This window comes from Streptomyces sp. H51, from assembly GCF_035656535.1.
Lineage (GTDB): Bacteria > Actinomycetota > Actinomycetes > Streptomycetales > Streptomycetaceae > Streptomyces.
Genome location: NZ_JAYMHD010000058.1, coordinates 100884 through 117571, shown reverse-complemented (window position 1 = coordinate 117571; position 16688 = coordinate 100884). Strand labels below are relative to the sequence as shown.

Sequence of the window (16688 nt, the reverse complement as noted above, 5' to 3'; positions counted from 1 at the left end):
CGCGCTCCGGCGCGGGTCCCGCCGAGGCGACCACCCGCGCGCCCGGCCGGGGGCCCGGCGCACGAACGCCGTGCCCCGCGCCGGGGGCGGCGCGCGCCGCGGGCGCCGGTTCAGGCGGGCGCCAGCGCGGGCTCGCCGGTCTCGCCGGGGTAGCGGACGCCGATGCGCTCCCGGAGCGCGTCGAGCGTCCGCATGACGGCGAGCGTGCCGTCCAGCGGGACCATCGGCGACTCGGTCTCACCGGCCCGCACGGCGCGCATGACCTCCAGGGCCTCGTGGCGGAAGCTGTCGACCCGGCCGTCGGCCGGGTCGGCGGTGAACTCCTCGGGCGCCCGGCCGTCGCGGTGCAGCACGAACCGGTCGGCGTGGAAGAAGGAGTGCGGCAGCTCGATCCTGCCGCGCGAACCGGTCACCGACGCGGTCCTCGGCGAGTCACCGACGATCGAGCAGTGCAGCAGCGCCTGCGCGCCGGTGTCCCACGACAGCAGGGCGCTCGTCTGCAGGTCGACGCCCTCCGCCGACAGCACCGCCTGCGCCGTCAGGTCCGACGGCTCGCCCAGCAGCAACTGCGCGAACGACACCGGGTAGACGCCCAGGTCGAGCAGCGCGCCGCCGCCCTGCGCCGGGTCACGCAGCCGGTGCGAGGGCGAGAAGGGCCCGCTGATGCCGAAGTCGGCCTGCACCGCGCGCACCTCGCCGATCGCCCCGTCCCGCACCAGCGCCGCGACGCGGCGGATCACGGGGTTGCAGTACATCCACATCGCTTCCATCAGGAAGCTTCCGCTCCGCCGCGCCAGCGCGACCAGTTCCTCGGCCTCGCGCAGGTTCAGCGTGAACGGCTTCTCGCACAGCACGTTCCGCCCCGCCTCCAGGCACAGCCCGGCGGCGGCCCGGTGCGCCGAGTGCGGGGTGGCGACGTAGACGACATCGATGTCGGCGTCCCGGGCGAGCGCGTCCCAGTCGCCGTAGGCGCGCGGGATGCCGAACCGCTCCGCGAAGATCCGGGCCGACTCCGCGCTGCGCGAAGCCACGGCCACCACCTCCGCGTCCGGCAGGTCCGCCAGGTCGGCGGTGAACGCCGCCGCGATCCCCCCGGTCGCCAGAATGCCCCACCGCACGGGTTCCCCGGCCATGCCCCACCCCTTGTCCTGTACCTCGGCCAGCTCGACTGTGATCGCGAGGATATCCGGGCGGGCGGTTTGCGGGCAGTGCGGGCAGTGTCGACGGGGAGGACCTCAACCGCTTCTCGCGGCTCCTGATTGCGCGGTGCGCAGCTCCCGGGCTGCTTCCCCGCGTCTGTCCGGGTCCTCCCCGTCCCCTCAAGGAGATCATCACGACGCCGGTACCCGACAGGGCCGTCCGGCCCGACGTACGAGGGCCGTCCGGCCCCGGCGACCTGCGGCCCGATGCGGCCTTGCGGCCTTGCGGCCTTGCGGCCTGGTGGCCTGGCGGCCTGGCGGCCTGCGGCCTGGCGGCCTGCGGCCTGGCGGCCTGGTGGCCTTGCGGCCTTGCGGCCTGCGGCCTGGTGGCCTTGCGGCCTTGCGGCCTGCGGCCTGGTGGCCTTGCGGCCTGCGGCCTGCGGCCTGGTGGCCTGGTGGCCTTGCGGCCTGGTGGCCTGGTGGCCTTGCGGCCTGGTGGCCTTGCGGCCTGGTGGCCTGGTGGCCTGGTGGCCTGGTGGCCTTGCGGCCTTGCGGCCTGCGGCCTTGCGGCCTTGCGGCCTGCGGCCTGGTGGCCTTGCGGCCTTGCGGCCTGCGGCCTGGTGGCCTTGCGGCCTTGCGGCCTGCGGCCTGCGGCCTGGTGGCCTTGCGGCCTTGCGGCCTTGCGGCCTGCGGCCTGGTGGCCTTGCGGCCTTGCGGCCTTGCGGCCTGCGGCCTTGCGGCCTGCGGCCTTGCGGCCTTGCGGCCTGCGGCCTGCGGCCTGGTGGCCTTGCGGCCTTGCGGCCTGGTGGCCTTGCGGCCTTGCGGCCTGCGGCCTGCGGCCTGGTGGCCTTGCGGCCTTGCGGCCTGCGGCCTGCGGCCTGCGGCCTGGTGGCCTTGCGGCCTTGCGGCCTGCGGCCTGCGGCCTGCGGCCTGCGGCCTGGTGGCCTTGCGGCCTTGCGGCCTTCCGGCTTGGCGTCTGGCGGCCTGGGTCGGGGGCGGTCACAGGAGGCTGCTCCAGTAGGACCAGAAGCGGGTCAGGAACAGTGTTGCGATCAGGCCGTACCAGGCGCCCAGCAGCATCCAGTGCGTTTCCAGGACCAGGCGCAGCGCGCCGCGGGCGCGGGGCGGCACGGGGATCACGCCGTCGCGGAGGTTGCGCAGGGTGACGTACCAGAACAGGGCGATGGTCACCGCCCACACCGCGGCGCAGTAGGGGCAGATCCGGTTCAGTTCGAACAGCGAGACCTGCATCAGCCAGTGCACGAACACCACCGCGGTCAGCGCCCCGGCGTTCAGCGCCAGCCACAGCCAGCGGCTCAGGCGCGTTCCCGACAGCACGGCCACGCCCAGCACGGCGACCACGGCGAACGCGCTCAGCCCCAGCAGCATGTTGGGGAAGCCGAACAGATTGCCCTGCGGGCTGGACATGGCGCTGCCGCAGCCCACGACCGGGCTCACGTCGCACAGCGGCTGGTAGGCCGGGTCCTTCAGCACGCGCCAGTCGATGACGGTCAGCTGGAAGGAGGCGAACCAGCCGACCAGACCGGTGACGGTCATCAGCAGGCCCGTACGCCTGCCGGACCGGGGTGGGGCGGGCGTGTCGGCGGCGAGCACGGGCGCTCCTTTCTTGCCGGGATTCCTGCCGGGAGCCGCGCGCCCATGACGGGCAGGCGGGGCCGTCCGGTACCGCGGCCGGTCCGCCCGGCCGGGGCTCTCTGCGAGACGCCCGGACGCTAGCGGGCCGCCCGGCCTGTGCACCTGGGCCGAACGCCCCCGTACCCAGAGCCGTTGGGCCCCTCCCCGGGCGGTCGTCCGGGGACCGCCGGCCGCACCGGCAGGGGCTGTCCGGCCCAGGTGCCGGCCTGCACGGCACGACGATGCTGGGTCCCGGCCGGCCGGAAGACGCCCGGTCTGTCCGGCCCCGTCTTCTCGTGCCAAGGGCCGCGGCGGGCACAGCGCGTCTCCGGACCGGTCGCCGTCCGGCTCCACCGTCTCGGCCGGACGAGCCGTCCGCCACGTCCCGGCGCACACGGCCGGTGCGGGCCGGCCGCCGGTCTCACCGGCCGCGCCGGGGACGTGGTGGACCGGCATCCGCCACCGGACGGCCGACGACCGCGACCCGCAGGAGACACCGACCGCATGCGTACGCTCTCCCTCGCCCCGGTGCCGGAGGAGGCGGAGGCCCTGGTGACCACCGCGGCCCGGCACGCCGTCCCGGCCGGCGGACCGGCCGGGCGCCCGGCACCACTGCCCGCCGCCGCGCGCCGCCCGCCGGAGGGCCGCCCGCTCGTCGAGAGCCTGATCGCCGGTGACGGCCGCGTCACAGAGCCGCTCGACACCGCGCCCACCCCGCCCACCCCGCCCACCCCGCCCACCGCGCTCGCCCCGCCCGGCGCGGCCGACGCCCGTGCGCCGCACGTCGTATGCGAGGAGCACGTCGGCGAGGGTGACGGCCCCGGCCCGCCGCCGCTCGCCGGGAGCACCCACGTCTGCCTCGCCGAGCCGCTCACCCACCCGGGCCGTCGGCCGGCGCACGAGCAAGACCCGTCCGGCCTGCGCCGCGCCACCGTGTCCGGTGTACCGGACGCCGTGACCGTGGGGCCGCGCCCCGGCGCCGACGGCACCGACGGCGCCGACGGCGCCGTACGACCCGGCGCCGCCCGCTGCCCGGACCGAGCGGCACGACCCGGGAGTCCGCGCGGGCGAGCGCCCGCGGCGCGACCGGAGCCACGACGACCTCCCGCGGAACGCAGCCGAAGTCCGCGGAACCCGGCACAGAGAGAAGGAAGCCATCTCATGGACGGTGCACACCGCTGGAGCAGCACCCTGATCGGAGCGGTCGGCCTGGCCGTCGCCGCCGCGGGCCCCGTGATGCTCGTGCGCGGCCGCCTCGGCCGCAAGGAGATCCGGGCCGAACTGGCCGCCCAGAAGATCACCTTCCCGGACCACGGGCTGCCCGCCTCCCTCGCCTGCTTCGCGGGCCGGCCCGTGCAGACCGGGATCGAGGCGCACGCCTACGCGGAGCTGATCAAGGACCACGTCGTTCATGCCACCGGCGGGCGGACCTACGCCGAGATCACCGAGGAACTGCACGCGGGCGGGGGCGACGACGAGAAGCTCGCGCGGCTGCGGCAGACCGCCTTCATGGGCGAGACGCTGCGCGGGTCCCTCATGTCCGCCTACCAGGCATGGCATCTCACCACCCTGGTCACCGGCCTGGGCGCCCTGCTCACCGGCCTGGGAGCGGCTGTGTTCGCCACCTCGCGGGCCCTCACGCCCGACCGCGCGGGACGCCGCTGACCCCGGTCCGCCGAGCAGGGACCGTCGGCCCTCGCATCAGGGCACATCGGCCGCCGCGGGACCGCTCCGCGAGGGCGGAAGCTGGGGCCGAACGAACCGGAGGTTGTCCCGTGCACGATCATTCCGAGCACCCGCTCGGCCGCCCCCGCCCCCGCCCCCGTCGCTCGCGGTGGGCACCGCGCACGGTCCGGTCCGGTCGCCGTCCGGCCGCCCGCCTCGTCTGCCCTGACCTCGGGGCGGCCGGACCCGGCCTCCGGCCGGCGGTGCCGCGGTGAGCGCGGCCGGCCAGGCCCTGCGGCGGCAGCGCCACGACGCGGGGGAGCGGCCGTTCATCGTCATCTGGGAGTCCACCCGGGCCTGTCCGCTGGCCTGTCGGCACTGCCGGGCCGAGGCGGTGCCGGACCGTGATCCGCGGGAGCTGGACACCGCCGCCGCGAAGGACCTGCTGGAACAGGTGGCCGCCTTCGGGCGGCCCGCCCCGCTGTTCGTGATCACGGGCGGTGACCCGTTCCAGCGACCGGACCTGACGGAACTCGTCGCGCACGGCGCCGCCGTCGGCGTCCGCGTCGCGGTCTCCCCCTCCGGTACCCCCACGCTCACCGAGGAGCGGCTGCGCGCCCTGCACGCGGCGGGCGCCGTCGGCCTCTCGCTCAGCCTCGACGGCTCCACCGCCGAGGTGCACGACGCCTTCCGGGGGGTGCACGGCGTCTACCGCTGGACCCTCGACGCCTGGGACGCGGCCCGCGCGCTCGGCCTGAAGGTGCAGATCAACACCACGGTGGCCCGGCACAACCTGCACGACCTGCCCGGCATCGTCCGTCTGGTCGCCGACCACGGGGCGATGCTGTGGAGCGCCTTCTTCCTGGTGCCCACCGGCCGCGGCCGCACCCTCGGCGCGCTGACCGCCGACGAGGTGGAGGACGTCCTCAACTTCGTCCACGACATGGGCCTGACCGTCCCCGCCAAGACCACCGAGGCCCACCACTTCCGCCGCGTCGCCCTGCAGCGCCGGATCCTCGCCTCGCTCGGCGAGGACCACGTCGAGGCGCTGCGGCTGGGGCCGTTGTACCGGGAGCTGAGCGAACGCGCCGCCGCCCTGGGGCTGACCGCCGCCACCCGGCGCACCCGGCGCCCGCCGCTGGACGTCAACGCCGGCCGCGGCTTCGTCTTCGTCTCGCACACCGGCACCGTGCATCCCAGCGGCTTCCTGCCGCTGGGCGCCGGGAACGTGCGCGAGACCCCGCTGCCCGACATCTACCGCACGTCGGAGCTGTTCACCGGGCTGCGCGACGCCGGCCGGCTGGGCGGCCGGTGCGGAGCGTGCGAGTTCCGGCAGGTGTGCGGCGGCTCCCGGTCGCGGGCGTACGGCGTGACCGGCGACCCGTACGCCGAGGAGCCGTGGTGCGGCTACGTCCCCGGCTCCTTCCCGCACCAGCGGGAACTGGCCGCACTGCTGTCGGACGGCGACCCCCGCGCCGCCACGGCCCCGTAGCTCCACCACCCGGCCGGACCACCGACCGCGGCGTAGCGGATCCGGCGGATACGGCGGATACGGCGGATCCGGTGTCGAAGACAGCGCCCCCGGGTACGCGGCCGCAAGGAGGACGGACGGAGTGCCTGCCATGACCGACGCACGCCGAGGAACCGTGGTCGTCGGAGTCGACGACTCCTCGCACACCTGGCTCGCCACCGAGTGGGCGGCCCACGAGGCGGAGCTGCGCCGCGCCGTGCTCAGGCTCGTGCACGCCGCCGGGCCCGGCACGGAACTCGGCCGTGCCAGGACGGGGGCGGGGGTCACCGAGCAGGTCCTCGACGGCGCCACCGGACTGCTGGACGACGCCCGGGACCGTCTCGCCTCCAGCCGCCCGGACCTGCAGATCGACACCTTCCTGTCGCAGGACGCCCCGGCCGAGGCCGTCCTCACCGCCGCCGAGGACGCCGACCTGATCGTGGTCGGCAGCCGTGGGCGCGGCGGCTTCGCCGGGCTGCTGCTCGGCTCGGTGAGCCTGAAGGTGGCCGCCCACGCGGACCGCCCCGTGGTCGTCGTGCGCGGAGGCCGGCAGCAGCCCCTGCACGAGGGCATCGTGGTCGGCGTCCGGGACGACCGGGACGATGAGGCCGTCCGGTTCGCCCTCGCCGAGGCGGAGCTGCGCAGGGCCGGTGTCCGGCTGGTGCACGCCTGGACGCCGCTCGGCCAGGCCGGGCTGATGGTGCCGCAGGTCGACCGCATCGACGAGGAACGGCAGGCCCACGCCCAGCTGCTGAACCACGTCGCCCGGCCCGTCGCCGACCACCCGAAGGTGCACGTCGACACGGAGCTGACCGTCGACACCCCGGCGGGCGCGCTGGTGGAGGCGTCACGGCAGGCGGGGCTCGTGGTGGTGCCGCGGCACCCGGCCGAGGGCCGGCTCGGTCTGCACCTGGGGTCGGTGGTCCACGCGGTCCTGCACCACGCCGTCTGCCCCGTGGCCGTCGTTCCCACGAACCGAAGGCCGCAGCCGCCGGCCCGCCCCGCGTGAAAACGTCGGCCGCATGGTCGGCGTCGGCGGCCGGTACAAGGGCGACGACGTCAGCAGTCGGCACAGGGCGACGACGTCAGCAGTCGGCACAGGGCGACGACGTCAACGTCGGTACAGGGCGACGACGGTGCCGTCGGCGAGCCGGTGTCTGTCGACGGCCCGGTGCACGTCCTCGGTGCCGGGGGCGCCGGACAGGTCGCACGGCTCGGCCAGCGCGTACAGCCGGAAGAAGTAGCGGTGCGCCTCGTCGCCGGGCGGCGGGTGCGGCCCGCCCCAGCCCCGCCGGTCGAAACCGTTGACGAGTTCGGTGCCGCCGGGCGGGCACTCGCCCTCCGCGACGCCGTCGCTGCGCGGGTCGATGCCGACCACGATCCAGTGCACGAAGGTGCCCGACGGTGCGTCGGGGTCCTCGCACAGCAGCACCAGCTCGGCCGCGTCGCCCGGGACGCCGCTCCAGGTCAGCGGCGGGGAGACGTTCTCGCCCTCCAGGGCGTAGCGGCGTGCGATGAAGGCGTGGTCGTCGAACGCTTTGCTGTGGAGCTCGATGCCGGACATGTGACCGGAGTACCCCCGCCGGAGCGGAGCCTCACATCACGTCCACGGTCACCGCGCACGACCAGCCGTACGCGTCGGGGGCGATGCGCAGCTCGTGCGGCGAGGCGTTCCGCGGCAGGGCGCCGGCGCCTTCCGCGCCTGCCGGGCGGGCCACCGCGAGGCGCACGTCGAGGCCGTCGTCGGTGGCGTCCACCTCCACGTCGACGGGCACCTCGCCGTAGGTCTCCAGCCGTCCGACGACCTCGTCCAGCAGCGCGGAGAGCAGGTCGTCGTCGCCGGCCCCGGCCAGGCGAATCCGTTCCACCGCCCTGGGCCGCACCGCGCCGACGTCGGCGAGGCACTCCACCACGCCGAGGACCGCCTCCGCCATGCACCGCTCGCGGCTGGTACCCCATGCCTCGATGCGGACGTCGGCGGCCCGCGGCACCGACCGGTGGCCACTGGAGCCCTGCCGTCGCTCCTGCCGTTCGTCGTCCGGGTCGCCGACCATGATCACCGCCTCGCAGACGTGTGCTTGCCCGCATGCCCGCCAGCTCGCCCGGCCGACGGCTCAGGTCCGGGTGTCCGGGCCCGCCGTCTCGTGCAGCACCGCCTCCCTCCGCTCGTACCCGTGCGGCTCGTGGCGGTGGTACGTCGCCGCGGCCACGCCCAGGCAGAACAGGAGCGCCAGCGCGAGCCCGGAGCAGAAGATCGCCAGAGTGTTCATGGTGGCGATGTGGTTGCCGAGCACCGACACCTGGTACTCCGGACCCCCGGACAGGTTGCCGGTGATCAGCAGCGCGGTGAAGGCGGCGGTGGCTGCGGCGAGGAGCAGTCCGATGAGACGCATCCGAGTCATCTCCTCAAGAGAGGTCTTCCAGCGGTGCGGGTACCCCGGCCTCGCCGGGCCATACGGGATCGCGGCGACGAGGGCCGGGCGCCCGGCAGGTGGTTTTGCGACCGCGCGCGAACCGCTCTCCGACGACCCTGCCCGGCACCCGCCCGCACCCCGTTCGCCTGCGCAACTACGGTCATGAGCAGGAGAGTTCGTGTGGGAAACTGTCGGCAACCGCCCACGCGCGAGGTCGTGGCGGTCGTCGACGGGAGGGCAGTGTGGGACGGGACGGGGTCCGCGCCGAGGAGATCGACACCGGCAGGCCACACCCTGCGCGGATCTACGACTACCTGCTGGGCGGCAAGAACAACTACGAGGTGGACCAGCGGGCCGGCGAGGCCCTCGCCGCCGCCGCGCCCGAGGTGCGCATCGGCCTGCGGGCCAACCGCGCCTTCCTGCAGCGCGCCGTCCGGTACGTCGTCGGCAGCGGCGTCCGCCAGATCCTCGACATCGGCACGGGGCTGCCCATCTCACCCAACGTGCACGAGATCGCGCACGAGGTGGCGCCGGACGTGCGGGTCGCCTACGTCGACAACGACCCCATCGTGAAGGCCCACGGCGACGCGCTGCTCAGCGGTACCGGCTCGACCAGCATCGCGCTGGCCGACCTGCGCGACCCGCGGGCCGTGCTGGACCACCCCGACGTCCGCAGCGTCATCGACTTCGACCAGCCCGTCGCCCTGCTGCTGGTCGCCGTCGTCCACTTCCTCACCGACGCCGAGGAGCCCGACCGGATCGTCGCCACGCTGTGCGAGGCGCTGCCGGCCGGCAGCTACCTCGTCCTCTCGCACGTCACCGGCGACTTCGCGGACCGCACCGCTGCCCAGGCCGTCTACACCAAGGCCACCGCCACCCTGAACCTGCGCCCCCGCGCCGAGGTCGAGCGGTTCTTCGACGGCTTCGAACTCGTCGAGCCCGGCCTGGCCCAGATCCCGTTCTGGCGGCCGGACACCCCGCCCCCGCCCCGCTCGGAGGAGATCGGCTTCTACGCCGGTGTGGGGCGCAAGAACGCCTGACCCCACCACGTCGTCCCCACCGGTGTCGGCGCAGGGCGCGGCGGCGGTGACCGTGCGTCCCGCCGTACCCTGGTCGCCGTGCCCCGCCTCGACCGCACCGGACGTCACCACCGGTCCGCGCCCGCCGTCCGCGCGACGGCGGCGACCGGACTCCAGGGCCCGGAGCGTGCCCGATGACCGCCCGCCGGACGGCCGCGGGCGGTGACGGGCCCGCCGCCGCGGCGGCGCGCGTCACCGGGTGTGCCGTGCGCGGCGAACGCCGCCTGTCCGCCGCGCTCGCCGAGGTGACCCTGGACGACGGCCGGCCCGTGATGGTCAAACGCGGTGACGAGCCCGCCGTGCGGGCCGAGGAGGCCGGGCTGCGCTGGCTGGCCGAGGCCGGCGCGGTGCGGGTGCCGCGGGTGCACGGCCGTGACCGGCACTGGCTGGTGACCGCTCGCGTGCCCGACGGCCGGCCGACGCCCGGGACCGCGCTGCGGTTCGGGGGCGAGCTGGCCGCCCTGCACGCGGCGGGCGCGCCCGCGTTCGGCGCCCCGCCGCCCGGCGGCCCCGCGGACGCCCGCATCGGCCTGGCCCCCATGCGCAACGTCCCCGGCACCGACTGGCCCCGCTGGTACGCCGAGCACCGGGTGCTGCCGTATCTGCGTCGCGCGGTCGACGCCGGCACCGTCCGGCCCGCCGAGGCGGCCGTCGTCGAGCGGGTCTGCGAGCGGCTGCCCGAACTGGCCGGACCCGCCGAGCCGCCGGCCCGGCTGCACGGCGACCTGTGGAACGGCAACGTGCTGTGGGACGGGGAGCACGTCTGGCTGATCGACCCGGCCGCGCACGGCGGGCACCGGGAGACCGACCTGGCCATGCTCCACCTGTTCGGCTGCCCGTACCTGGAGCACGTGCTCGACGGGTATCGGCGGGCCGCGCCGCTCGCCGACGGCTGGAGAGACCGCGTCGGGCTGCACCAGCTGTTCCCGCTGCTGGTGCACGCCGTGCTGTTCGGGCGCGGTTACGCCGAACAGGCCCTCGCCGCGGCCCGGGCGGCCGTCGCCGCGTGAACCACGACCGAGAGCCCTGAGCGGACCGAAGGGGCGTCGTACGGCCCGGCCGTACGACGCCCCTTCGGTCACGTCGGCGGCGAGGAGAGCGAACGGACTAATTCGGAGAAGGAGTTTGAGAAGGAAGCCCGTTCATGGCCTCGCCTGCGGGCCACCCTAACAGTCACACGGGGATCAGGTCGCGCAGGTTTTCCGGGGTGACCACCCGGGAGTCCGGGTGCAGTCCGTCGGGCCGTTCCAGACCGATGTAGGTGACGGGGCCGTCCGGGACCGCACCGCCGTCCCACAGCGTCATGTCGGCCCCGCCGGCGGCCATCAGACCGGTGAGGTGGCGCACGGTCAGGTACTCGCGTTCGACGATGCCGCGCAGCAGCGTCGAGAGCGTCACCCGGTGACCCTCGACCCGGTTGCCCGTGTCCAGACCCCTCAGATACAGGTGCAGCCACCGGGCGGTCCAGCGGCCGTCCCGTTCGCGCCGGAACGCCAGCGGCACCGCGACCCGCCCCGGCCCGCGCAGCTCCGACTTCATGCGCACGGTGCGCGGTTCGAACGGCCGGCCCCGCTGCTCGCCCTCGCGCAGCATGAATCCGAAGAAGGACTCCTCGACCTCCTCGAAGCCCTCGCCCGCGAAGATGTGGACCTGCGGCACGATGTAGGCGCCGCGCACGGCGCCCAGCCGGAGGTTGATGAACTCCGAGGCGCCGTCCGGCGCTTCGGTGATGTCACCGGAGTGCTCGCCCTCGTACCCGCTCAGCGCGGTGTACGACAGCCAGGCGGTGGTCCGGTACCGGGCGTCCAGCATCAGCGCCGACAGGTCGTAGTCCGTGCGGAGTCCGGCCTGCTTCCAGTACACGAAGAAGCGCAGCAGCTCGCCCTCGACCGGGGAGACGGAGCCGCGGGGCAGCACGCCGAGACCGGACGCGGTCGCCCTGCCGCTGAGCGGCAGCGCCACGTCGAGGACGTCCGGGTCGACCAACAGCCGCTGCGGGGACGGCAGTCGGCGGCCGGTCTCCGCGTCGAGGAGTGAGATCAGCCGCGCCCGCTCCGGCGGCAGCACCGGCGGTCGCTCGTCCGCGGTGACCCAGGCACGGCCCAGCCGGTTGACGAAGACACGCTGCTCGCCGGTCTGCCGGGCCCGGTTGTGCAGGTGCTCGCGCACCGCCAGCACGACCCGGCCGGCGACCATGGGGGCGGCCTGCTCGGCGGCGGCCACCACGGCGTCCCGCTCGTCCTGCGTGAGGGCCGTGCGCAGCAGCCGGTCCAGGGACCTGAACAGCTTGCCCGGCGCGGACTTCAGCAGTTCCGTGGCCCCGGTGACGTCGTGCATGCCCAGCAGTTCCTCCACCCGGCTGTCGAAGGAGCGCGCCCGCTTCTCGCCGCGGGCGACGGCGAACACCTCCGCCGCGTGCGGCCACTTGGGGAACTCGTGCGGGTGCAGGCGCTCGCCGAGCCGCTTGAACGCCTCGCGGTGCGCGGTCACGTCCGCCAGCTTGGCGGGGGCCGCCGCGACGACCGCGTCCAGGCCGGCGAGCAGGGCCCGGCGGACCGGGCGGGGCAGCGTACGGAACCGGGTCGGCTCCCGCAGGGTCACGTCGCCGCCCGACAGCGCGCAGGCCAGCCGCAGCACGTCGGTGACGGTGTCCAGCAGGAGGTCCGCGCCGGCCGTCAGGCGGGCCCGGTTGACGACCGCCCGGTTCTCGCGGACCGGGATCGCCTCCGGCTGCGGCCCGTCCACGCAGGCCCCGGCGAGGGTCTCCAGGTCGCGCAGGCCGTCGTCGCCCAGCGGCGTGCCGCTGCCCGCCAGCGCCAGGTACAGGCCGGTGATCTCCTCCCGCGGCGCCCCGCCGGGGTGCAGGACGGTCATCCGGTCGCCCGCCGCCGCGATCAGCTCGTCGTGGGCGGCGAGCATCTCCTCGTAGGTGTGCCGGTAGGTGCCGTAGGAAGGCAGCGTGAGCAGGTCCAGCACGCCGTCGCTCAGCTGGGCGAGCGTGCTCTCGCGGGACGTGTCGTCGGCGAGCGCCTCGGTGACGCAGCGCATCCAGAAGTCGACGGTGTCCGGCACGCCGGCCGGGAAGCCGACGAAGTACGTGTTGTGCCGCACGTGGTCGCCGGTCATCTCGCGTACGGTCCGCAGGGTGCGCACGGCGGTGTCGACGACCGTGCCCGCGGACAGCCCCGACAGGCGCGTCAGCAGCTCGGCCGAGAGCTTGAAGCCCACGGACATCAGCACGGCGTCGAACTGCCGTGCCGCGACGTCCCCTTGACCGGCCGGGCCGGACGGCAGCGGGAGGCGGTGGGTGTGGCGTACGACCAGCTGTTCGAGGTTCTGGGACATTGCGGCATGATCCCAGGGCCGCACGGGCCTGCGCACCGGGGTTTTCCGGGGCGGACGCGGGGCGGCGCTCAGCCGTCGCGCGCGGTCCGCAGCAGGTGGTCGCGGACCAGGGTCACGTGCGGGTTGGCCAGGGCGCCGGGGCGCTGGACCAGGAACCCGGTGTTGATCGGAGGGTCGTCCGGGGCGTGCAGCGCGACCAGGGCGCCCGCGGCCAGCTCGGCGGCGCACAGGTAGCGGGGCAGGACCGTGAAGCCCGCGCCGCCGGCCACCGCCGCCTTCACCGCGTTCAGGTCGGGCATGGTGACGGCCGCCTGGCACACCAGCCGCCGGCCGAAGACATGGCGCCAGTAGCGGCGGACGATCGGCAGGTCGTCGGCGTAGGCGACCAGCGGGACGCCGTGCAGGGCGGCGGGTCCCGCGGCGGCGATCCGGGCCGGCCCGCCGATGCGCGCGGCCCGGCCGGGCGAGGCGACCAGCACGAACTCCTCGTCGGACAGGGGCGTGGAGACCAGGGCGCGGCCCCGCGGCCGGAAGGTGGCGATCACCAGGTCGTGGTGGCCCGCCCGCAGCTCCGCCAGCAGCGGCTCGGTCAGGCCGGGGGTGACGCGCAGCCGTACCCCTCGGTCGATCAGCGGGGCGATGCGGGGCAGGACGCTGTGGGTCAGCAACTCGTTGGGGCCGGCCAGGTGCACCGGCTCCGGCGGCCGGTCCTCGACGGCCCCGCCCGGACCGGCGACCGCGGCGAGGGCGTCCAGTGGTTCGACGACGCGGGCGGCGAGTTCGTCGGCGTGCGGAACGGGGGAGACGCCGCGCGCCTGCCGCTGGAACAGCTCCCGGCCCAGCTGCCGCTCCAGGGCGCGTATCTGTGTGGTCACGGTGGGCTGGGACAGGCCGAGCAGGCGGGCCGCGGCGGTGAAGGAACCGGTGCGGTAGACGGCCAGGAACGTGCGCAGCAGGTTCAGATCGAGCGCCGCCGTGCCGCCGGCCTGCCCGGCTTCCTGCCTGCCATCGGCTTCCCTATCTCTCATATGGGTGAGCCTATTGGAATCCAATGGCTCGGCGGGCATACGGTCGACTGCGGCGCCGCACCGACGACCTGCCGCACGGCGTCGGCGAGCGCACCCAGGCAGCGACCCGAGAGAGACACCATGTCGAAGATCCTTTTCGTGATGACCGGCGCCGACCACTGGACCCTGGCCGACGGCACCGAGCACCCCACCGGCTTCTGGGCCGAGGAGGCCGTGGCCCCGTACGGGGCGTTCAAGGCGGCCGGCCACGAGATCGTCGTCGCCACCCCGGGCGGTGTCGTGCCGCCGGTCGACCGGGCCAGCCTCGCGCCCGAGGCCAACGGCGGGCAGGAGAACGCCGACCGCATCGCCGCCGCGCTCGACGGGATGACCGAACTGCGGCACCCCGTGCGCCTGGAGGACGTCCACCTCGACGACTTCGCCGCCGTGTTCTACCCCGGCGGCCATGGCCCGATGGAGGACCTGGCGGTCGACGCCGAGTCCGGCAGGCTGCTGACCGCCGCCCTCCGCTCCGGTCGGCCGCTCGGCGTCGTCTGCCACGGCCCGGCCGCCCTCCTCGCCGCCACCGGGGACGACGGTGCCAACGCCTTCGCCGGATACCGCGTGGCCGCCTTCACCAACGCCGAGGAGACCCAGGCCGGGCTCGCCGACAAGGCCCGGTGGCTGCTGCAGGACCGGCTGACCGAGGCCGGCGTGCGGGTCGAGGAGAAGGAGCCGTGGACGCCGAACGTCGTCGTCGACCGCAACCTCGTCACCGGCCAGAACCCCGCCTCCTCCGCCCCGCTGGCCGCGGAACTGCTCAAGAGGCTCGGCTGACCCCGCCGGGCGGCGCGGCGAAAAGGCCGGTCCGCCTCGCGCGGACCGGCCTGTGTGCCGTCCCTTCTCACTGTGTCGCGTGCTCGCCGTGTAGCGTCCTCGCCGGGCCGCTACGGCTCGCATCCGCCGTGCCGCTACGGCTGGGGGCGCTCCTCGCCGCCGGGCCGCTACGGCTTGGGGGCGCTCCTCGCCGCCGTGCCGGCGCACACGAGCCCCAGGATCACGGCCAGGGCGCCGATGACGACGTTGTTCCAGATGATCCCCGCGTCGGGACCGGTGCCGACGATCCACGGGGCGATGATCATCCAGACGCCCAGTGCGGACATGGCCCAGCTCAGGCCGTACATGCGCTCGGGTGCGGCGGTGAAGCCGAGCCCCAGCAGTCCGATGGCGATGCCCACCACCAGGTTGTGGGTCACGAGCGCGGGCTGGCTGGTCGTGTAGTGGAGTATCCAAGGGGATACCGCGCAGTACAGGCCGAGCAGGAACACCGGTCCGTCCACGAGCGCCACGTCGCGACCGCCGAGCACACGGGCGTAGCGCGCCCGCATTTCGGTCACGTCGGGGTGACCGGCCATGTCGGCCCTGGTGCGCGAGACGTTGGCCATGACTCGCCTCCTTCGGTTCGCAAGTCCGACCGCGTCGATCTGTCGATTGCCGATGGTCGACGTGTTGATGTGCTGATCTCGAGTGCGGTGCGCGGATAGCGCCGCCTGAGTCCATTTTGCGCTTATTCGCCCCTTATGTGTAGAGCTTGGCGTCGGCAGCGCAGGGCAGGCGGGAGGGACGTCCGCCCGGGCCGTACCGGGGGCCGGCGGGCACCTGCGGCCCGGGCGGCCTCGGGGCGTCTGCCGGGGAGGCGGCCCCCGGTGTTCCCATGGTCGGAGCCGGGGAGCAAGGTCATCAACTCGCATCGATTCTGCGTCGTATAGTCGCCCCATGAGCGAGCCACCCGCCGCCCCGGACCCCGGCGCCGGCCCGGCTTCCCACGGGGCCGACGTGCCCCTGACGACCGGCGCGCTGGCCCGTCGGCTGGGCGTCTCGCCCACCACGCTGCGCTCCTGGGATCGCCGCTACGGTATCGGCCCCGCCGTCCGCGCCGACGGCCGGCACCGGCGCTGGACCCCGCGGGACGTGGCGGTGCTCGAGGCGATGTGCCGGCTGACGTCCTCCGGCGTACCGCCGGCGGAGGCGGCCCGCGCCGCCCGGGAGACGGCCGGCTCGCCCACCGCGATCGGCGTGCCCGAGGAGCCCCGGGAGTCCGGCGAGTTCCGGGAGCCCCGTGTGTCCGGGGAGTCCGGGGAGTCTCAGGACACCCGGTCGGCGCGGGAGACCGGGGAGCCCGAGGCGCGCGGCCCCTCCACCGCGGCCCGCACCCTGCCCCTCGGCGACGTGCGCCACGAGTTCCGGGGTCTGGCCCGTGCCGCCGTACGCCTCGACGCCCCGGCCGTGGAACGGCAACTCGCCGCCGCCGTGGAGCAGTACGGCATCGCCGTCGCCTGGCAGGAGGTCATGGTGCCGACGCTGCACGCGGTGGGCCGCAAGTGGGCCTCGTCCGGCGACCGTTACGTCGAGGTCGAGCACCTGCTGTCCTGGCACGTCTCCACGATCCTGCGCCGGTGCACCCCGCCCCCCGGACGGCAGGGCGACTCCCCGGTGGCCGGGCCCGTCGTCCTGGCCTGCGTGCCCGGCGAGCAGCACACCCTGCCGATCGAGGCGCTCAACGCCGCCCTCTGTGAACTCGGCCTGCCCACGCGGATGTTCGGGGCCGCCGTGCCCGCGGAGGCGCTCGCGGCGGCGGTGCAGCGGCTCGGCCCGTCCGCCGTCGTGCTGTGGGCGCAGGCGCGCTCCACGGCGAGCCTGCCGCTGGCCCGTCACATCGCCGGCACCCGGTGGGGGGTCAAGGGCGCCCGCAGACAGCCGCTGGTGGTCCTGGGCGGGCCCGGCTGGTCCGGCCCGTCGGCACGCGGGCTGCTCAGACCGGCGACCCTGAAGGACGCCCTGGACATCGTGTCCGGCGCGGCGCGGGGCGAGGCACCGGCCGAGCGGGGATGACG

General features: G+C 75.2%; 15 protein-coding genes. 7 read left to right on the top strand and 8 right to left on the bottom strand.

Features of this window, described 5'->3' with window-relative positions; translation table 11 throughout:
- Nucleotides 1-110 precede the first annotated feature (110 nt).
- Both VKA29_RS20175 and VKA29_RS20170 read right to left on the bottom strand, forming a co-directional pair.
- Nucleotides 111-1133 carry a Gfo/Idh/MocA family oxidoreductase gene (locus tag VKA29_RS20175; protein ID WP_324787270.1) on the bottom strand — a complete coding sequence of 341 codons (1023 nt, stop codon included), beginning with the start codon at nucleotides 1131-1133 and terminating at the stop codon, nucleotides 111-113.
- A 1005-nt stretch (nucleotides 1134-2138) separates the two neighbouring features.
- Nucleotides 2139-2753 (bottom strand): vitamin K epoxide reductase family protein, encoded by a 615-nt coding sequence (locus VKA29_RS20170; RefSeq protein ID WP_324787269.1) that lies wholly within the window; start codon nucleotides 2751-2753, stop codon nucleotides 2139-2141.
- Between the two features lie 525 nt (nucleotides 2754-3278).
- Between VKA29_RS20170 and VKA29_RS20165 the strand changes: the two genes are divergently transcribed.
- The 3 genes from VKA29_RS20165 (at nucleotide 3279) to VKA29_RS20155 (ending at nucleotide 6958) form a co-directional block, all read left to right on the top strand.
- Entirely contained in the window at nucleotides 3279-4439 is a 1161-nt protein-coding gene (locus VKA29_RS20165) for a hypothetical protein (RefSeq protein ID WP_324787268.1), read from the top strand.
- A 271-nt stretch (nucleotides 4440-4710) separates the two neighbouring features.
- Nucleotides 4711-5931 carry a TIGR04053 family radical SAM/SPASM domain-containing protein gene (locus VKA29_RS20160; protein WP_324787267.1) on the top strand — a complete coding sequence of 407 codons (1221 nt, stop codon included), beginning with the start codon at nucleotides 4711-4713 and terminating at the stop codon, nucleotides 5929-5931.
- Between the two features lie 130 nt (nucleotides 5932-6061).
- Complete coding sequence (locus VKA29_RS20155) at nucleotides 6062-6958, top strand: universal stress protein (protein ID WP_324787266.1); 897 nt, start codon at nucleotides 6062-6064, stop codon at nucleotides 6956-6958.
- Between the two features lie 102 nt (nucleotides 6959-7060).
- Here VKA29_RS20155 and VKA29_RS20150 read toward each other — a convergent pair whose 3' ends face one another.
- From VKA29_RS20150 to VKA29_RS20140, 3 genes are read right to left on the bottom strand one after another with little or no spacing between them, the layout of a single operon-like run.
- Nucleotides 7061-7513: a YbhB/YbcL family Raf kinase inhibitor-like protein gene (locus tag VKA29_RS20150; protein ID WP_324787265.1), complete on the bottom strand. Its 453-nt coding sequence runs from the start codon at nucleotides 7511-7513 to the stop codon at nucleotides 7061-7063.
- A 31-nt stretch (nucleotides 7514-7544) separates the two neighbouring features.
- Nucleotides 7545-8003: an archease gene (locus tag VKA29_RS20145; protein WP_324787264.1), complete on the bottom strand. Its 459-nt coding sequence runs from the start codon at nucleotides 8001-8003 to the stop codon at nucleotides 7545-7547.
- A 60-nt stretch (nucleotides 8004-8063) separates the two neighbouring features.
- Complete coding sequence (locus tag VKA29_RS20140) at nucleotides 8064-8342, bottom strand: hypothetical protein (RefSeq protein ID WP_324787263.1); 279 nt, start codon at nucleotides 8340-8342, stop codon at nucleotides 8064-8066.
- A 263-nt stretch (nucleotides 8343-8605) separates the two neighbouring features.
- Here VKA29_RS20140 and VKA29_RS20135 point away from each other — a divergent pair, with 263 nt between their 5' ends.
- The gene (locus tag VKA29_RS20135; RefSeq protein WP_324787262.1) at nucleotides 8606-9403 is read left to right on the top strand and encodes an SAM-dependent methyltransferase; all 798 of its coding nucleotides are present in this window, start codon (nucleotides 8606-8608) and stop codon (nucleotides 9401-9403) included.
- Between the two features lie 173 nt (nucleotides 9404-9576).
- A complete protein-coding gene (locus VKA29_RS20130; RefSeq protein ID WP_324787261.1) occupies nucleotides 9577-10452 on the top strand; it encodes a fructosamine kinase family protein in 876 nt (291 codons plus the stop codon).
- A 163-nt stretch (nucleotides 10453-10615) separates the two neighbouring features.
- Here VKA29_RS20130 and VKA29_RS20125 read toward each other — a convergent pair whose 3' ends face one another.
- Together VKA29_RS20125 and VKA29_RS20120 are read right to left on the bottom strand one after the other, a co-directional pair.
- The gene (locus VKA29_RS20125) at nucleotides 10616-12787 is read right to left on the bottom strand and encodes a hypothetical protein (protein WP_324787260.1); all 2172 of its coding nucleotides are present in this window, start codon (nucleotides 12785-12787) and stop codon (nucleotides 10616-10618) included.
- 68 nt (nucleotides 12788-12855) lie between these two features.
- Entirely contained in the window at nucleotides 12856-13815 is a 960-nt protein-coding gene (locus VKA29_RS20120; RefSeq protein ID WP_324787259.1) for a LysR family transcriptional regulator, read from the bottom strand.
- A 120-nt stretch (nucleotides 13816-13935) separates the two neighbouring features.
- Here VKA29_RS20120 and VKA29_RS20115 point away from each other — a divergent pair, with 120 nt between their 5' ends.
- Nucleotides 13936-14631 carry a type 1 glutamine amidotransferase domain-containing protein gene (locus tag VKA29_RS20115; protein ID WP_324787258.1) on the top strand — a complete coding sequence of 232 codons (696 nt, stop codon included), beginning with the start codon at nucleotides 13936-13938 and terminating at the stop codon, nucleotides 14629-14631.
- A 167-nt stretch (nucleotides 14632-14798) separates the two neighbouring features.
- Here the strand turns inward: VKA29_RS20115 and VKA29_RS20110 are convergent, their stop codons facing one another.
- Entirely contained in the window at nucleotides 14799-15239 is a 441-nt protein-coding gene (locus tag VKA29_RS20110; protein ID WP_324787257.1) for an SPW repeat protein, read from the bottom strand.
- Nucleotides 15240-15570: 331 nt separating this feature from the next.
- On the opposite strand from VKA29_RS20110, the gene VKA29_RS20105 reads away from it, so the two are divergent.
- Nucleotides 15571-16686, top strand: coding sequence for a MerR family transcriptional regulator (locus tag VKA29_RS20105; RefSeq protein WP_324787256.1), 1116 nt, complete (start codon nucleotides 15571-15573; stop codon nucleotides 16684-16686).
- Nucleotides 16687-16688 lie beyond the last annotated feature (2 nt).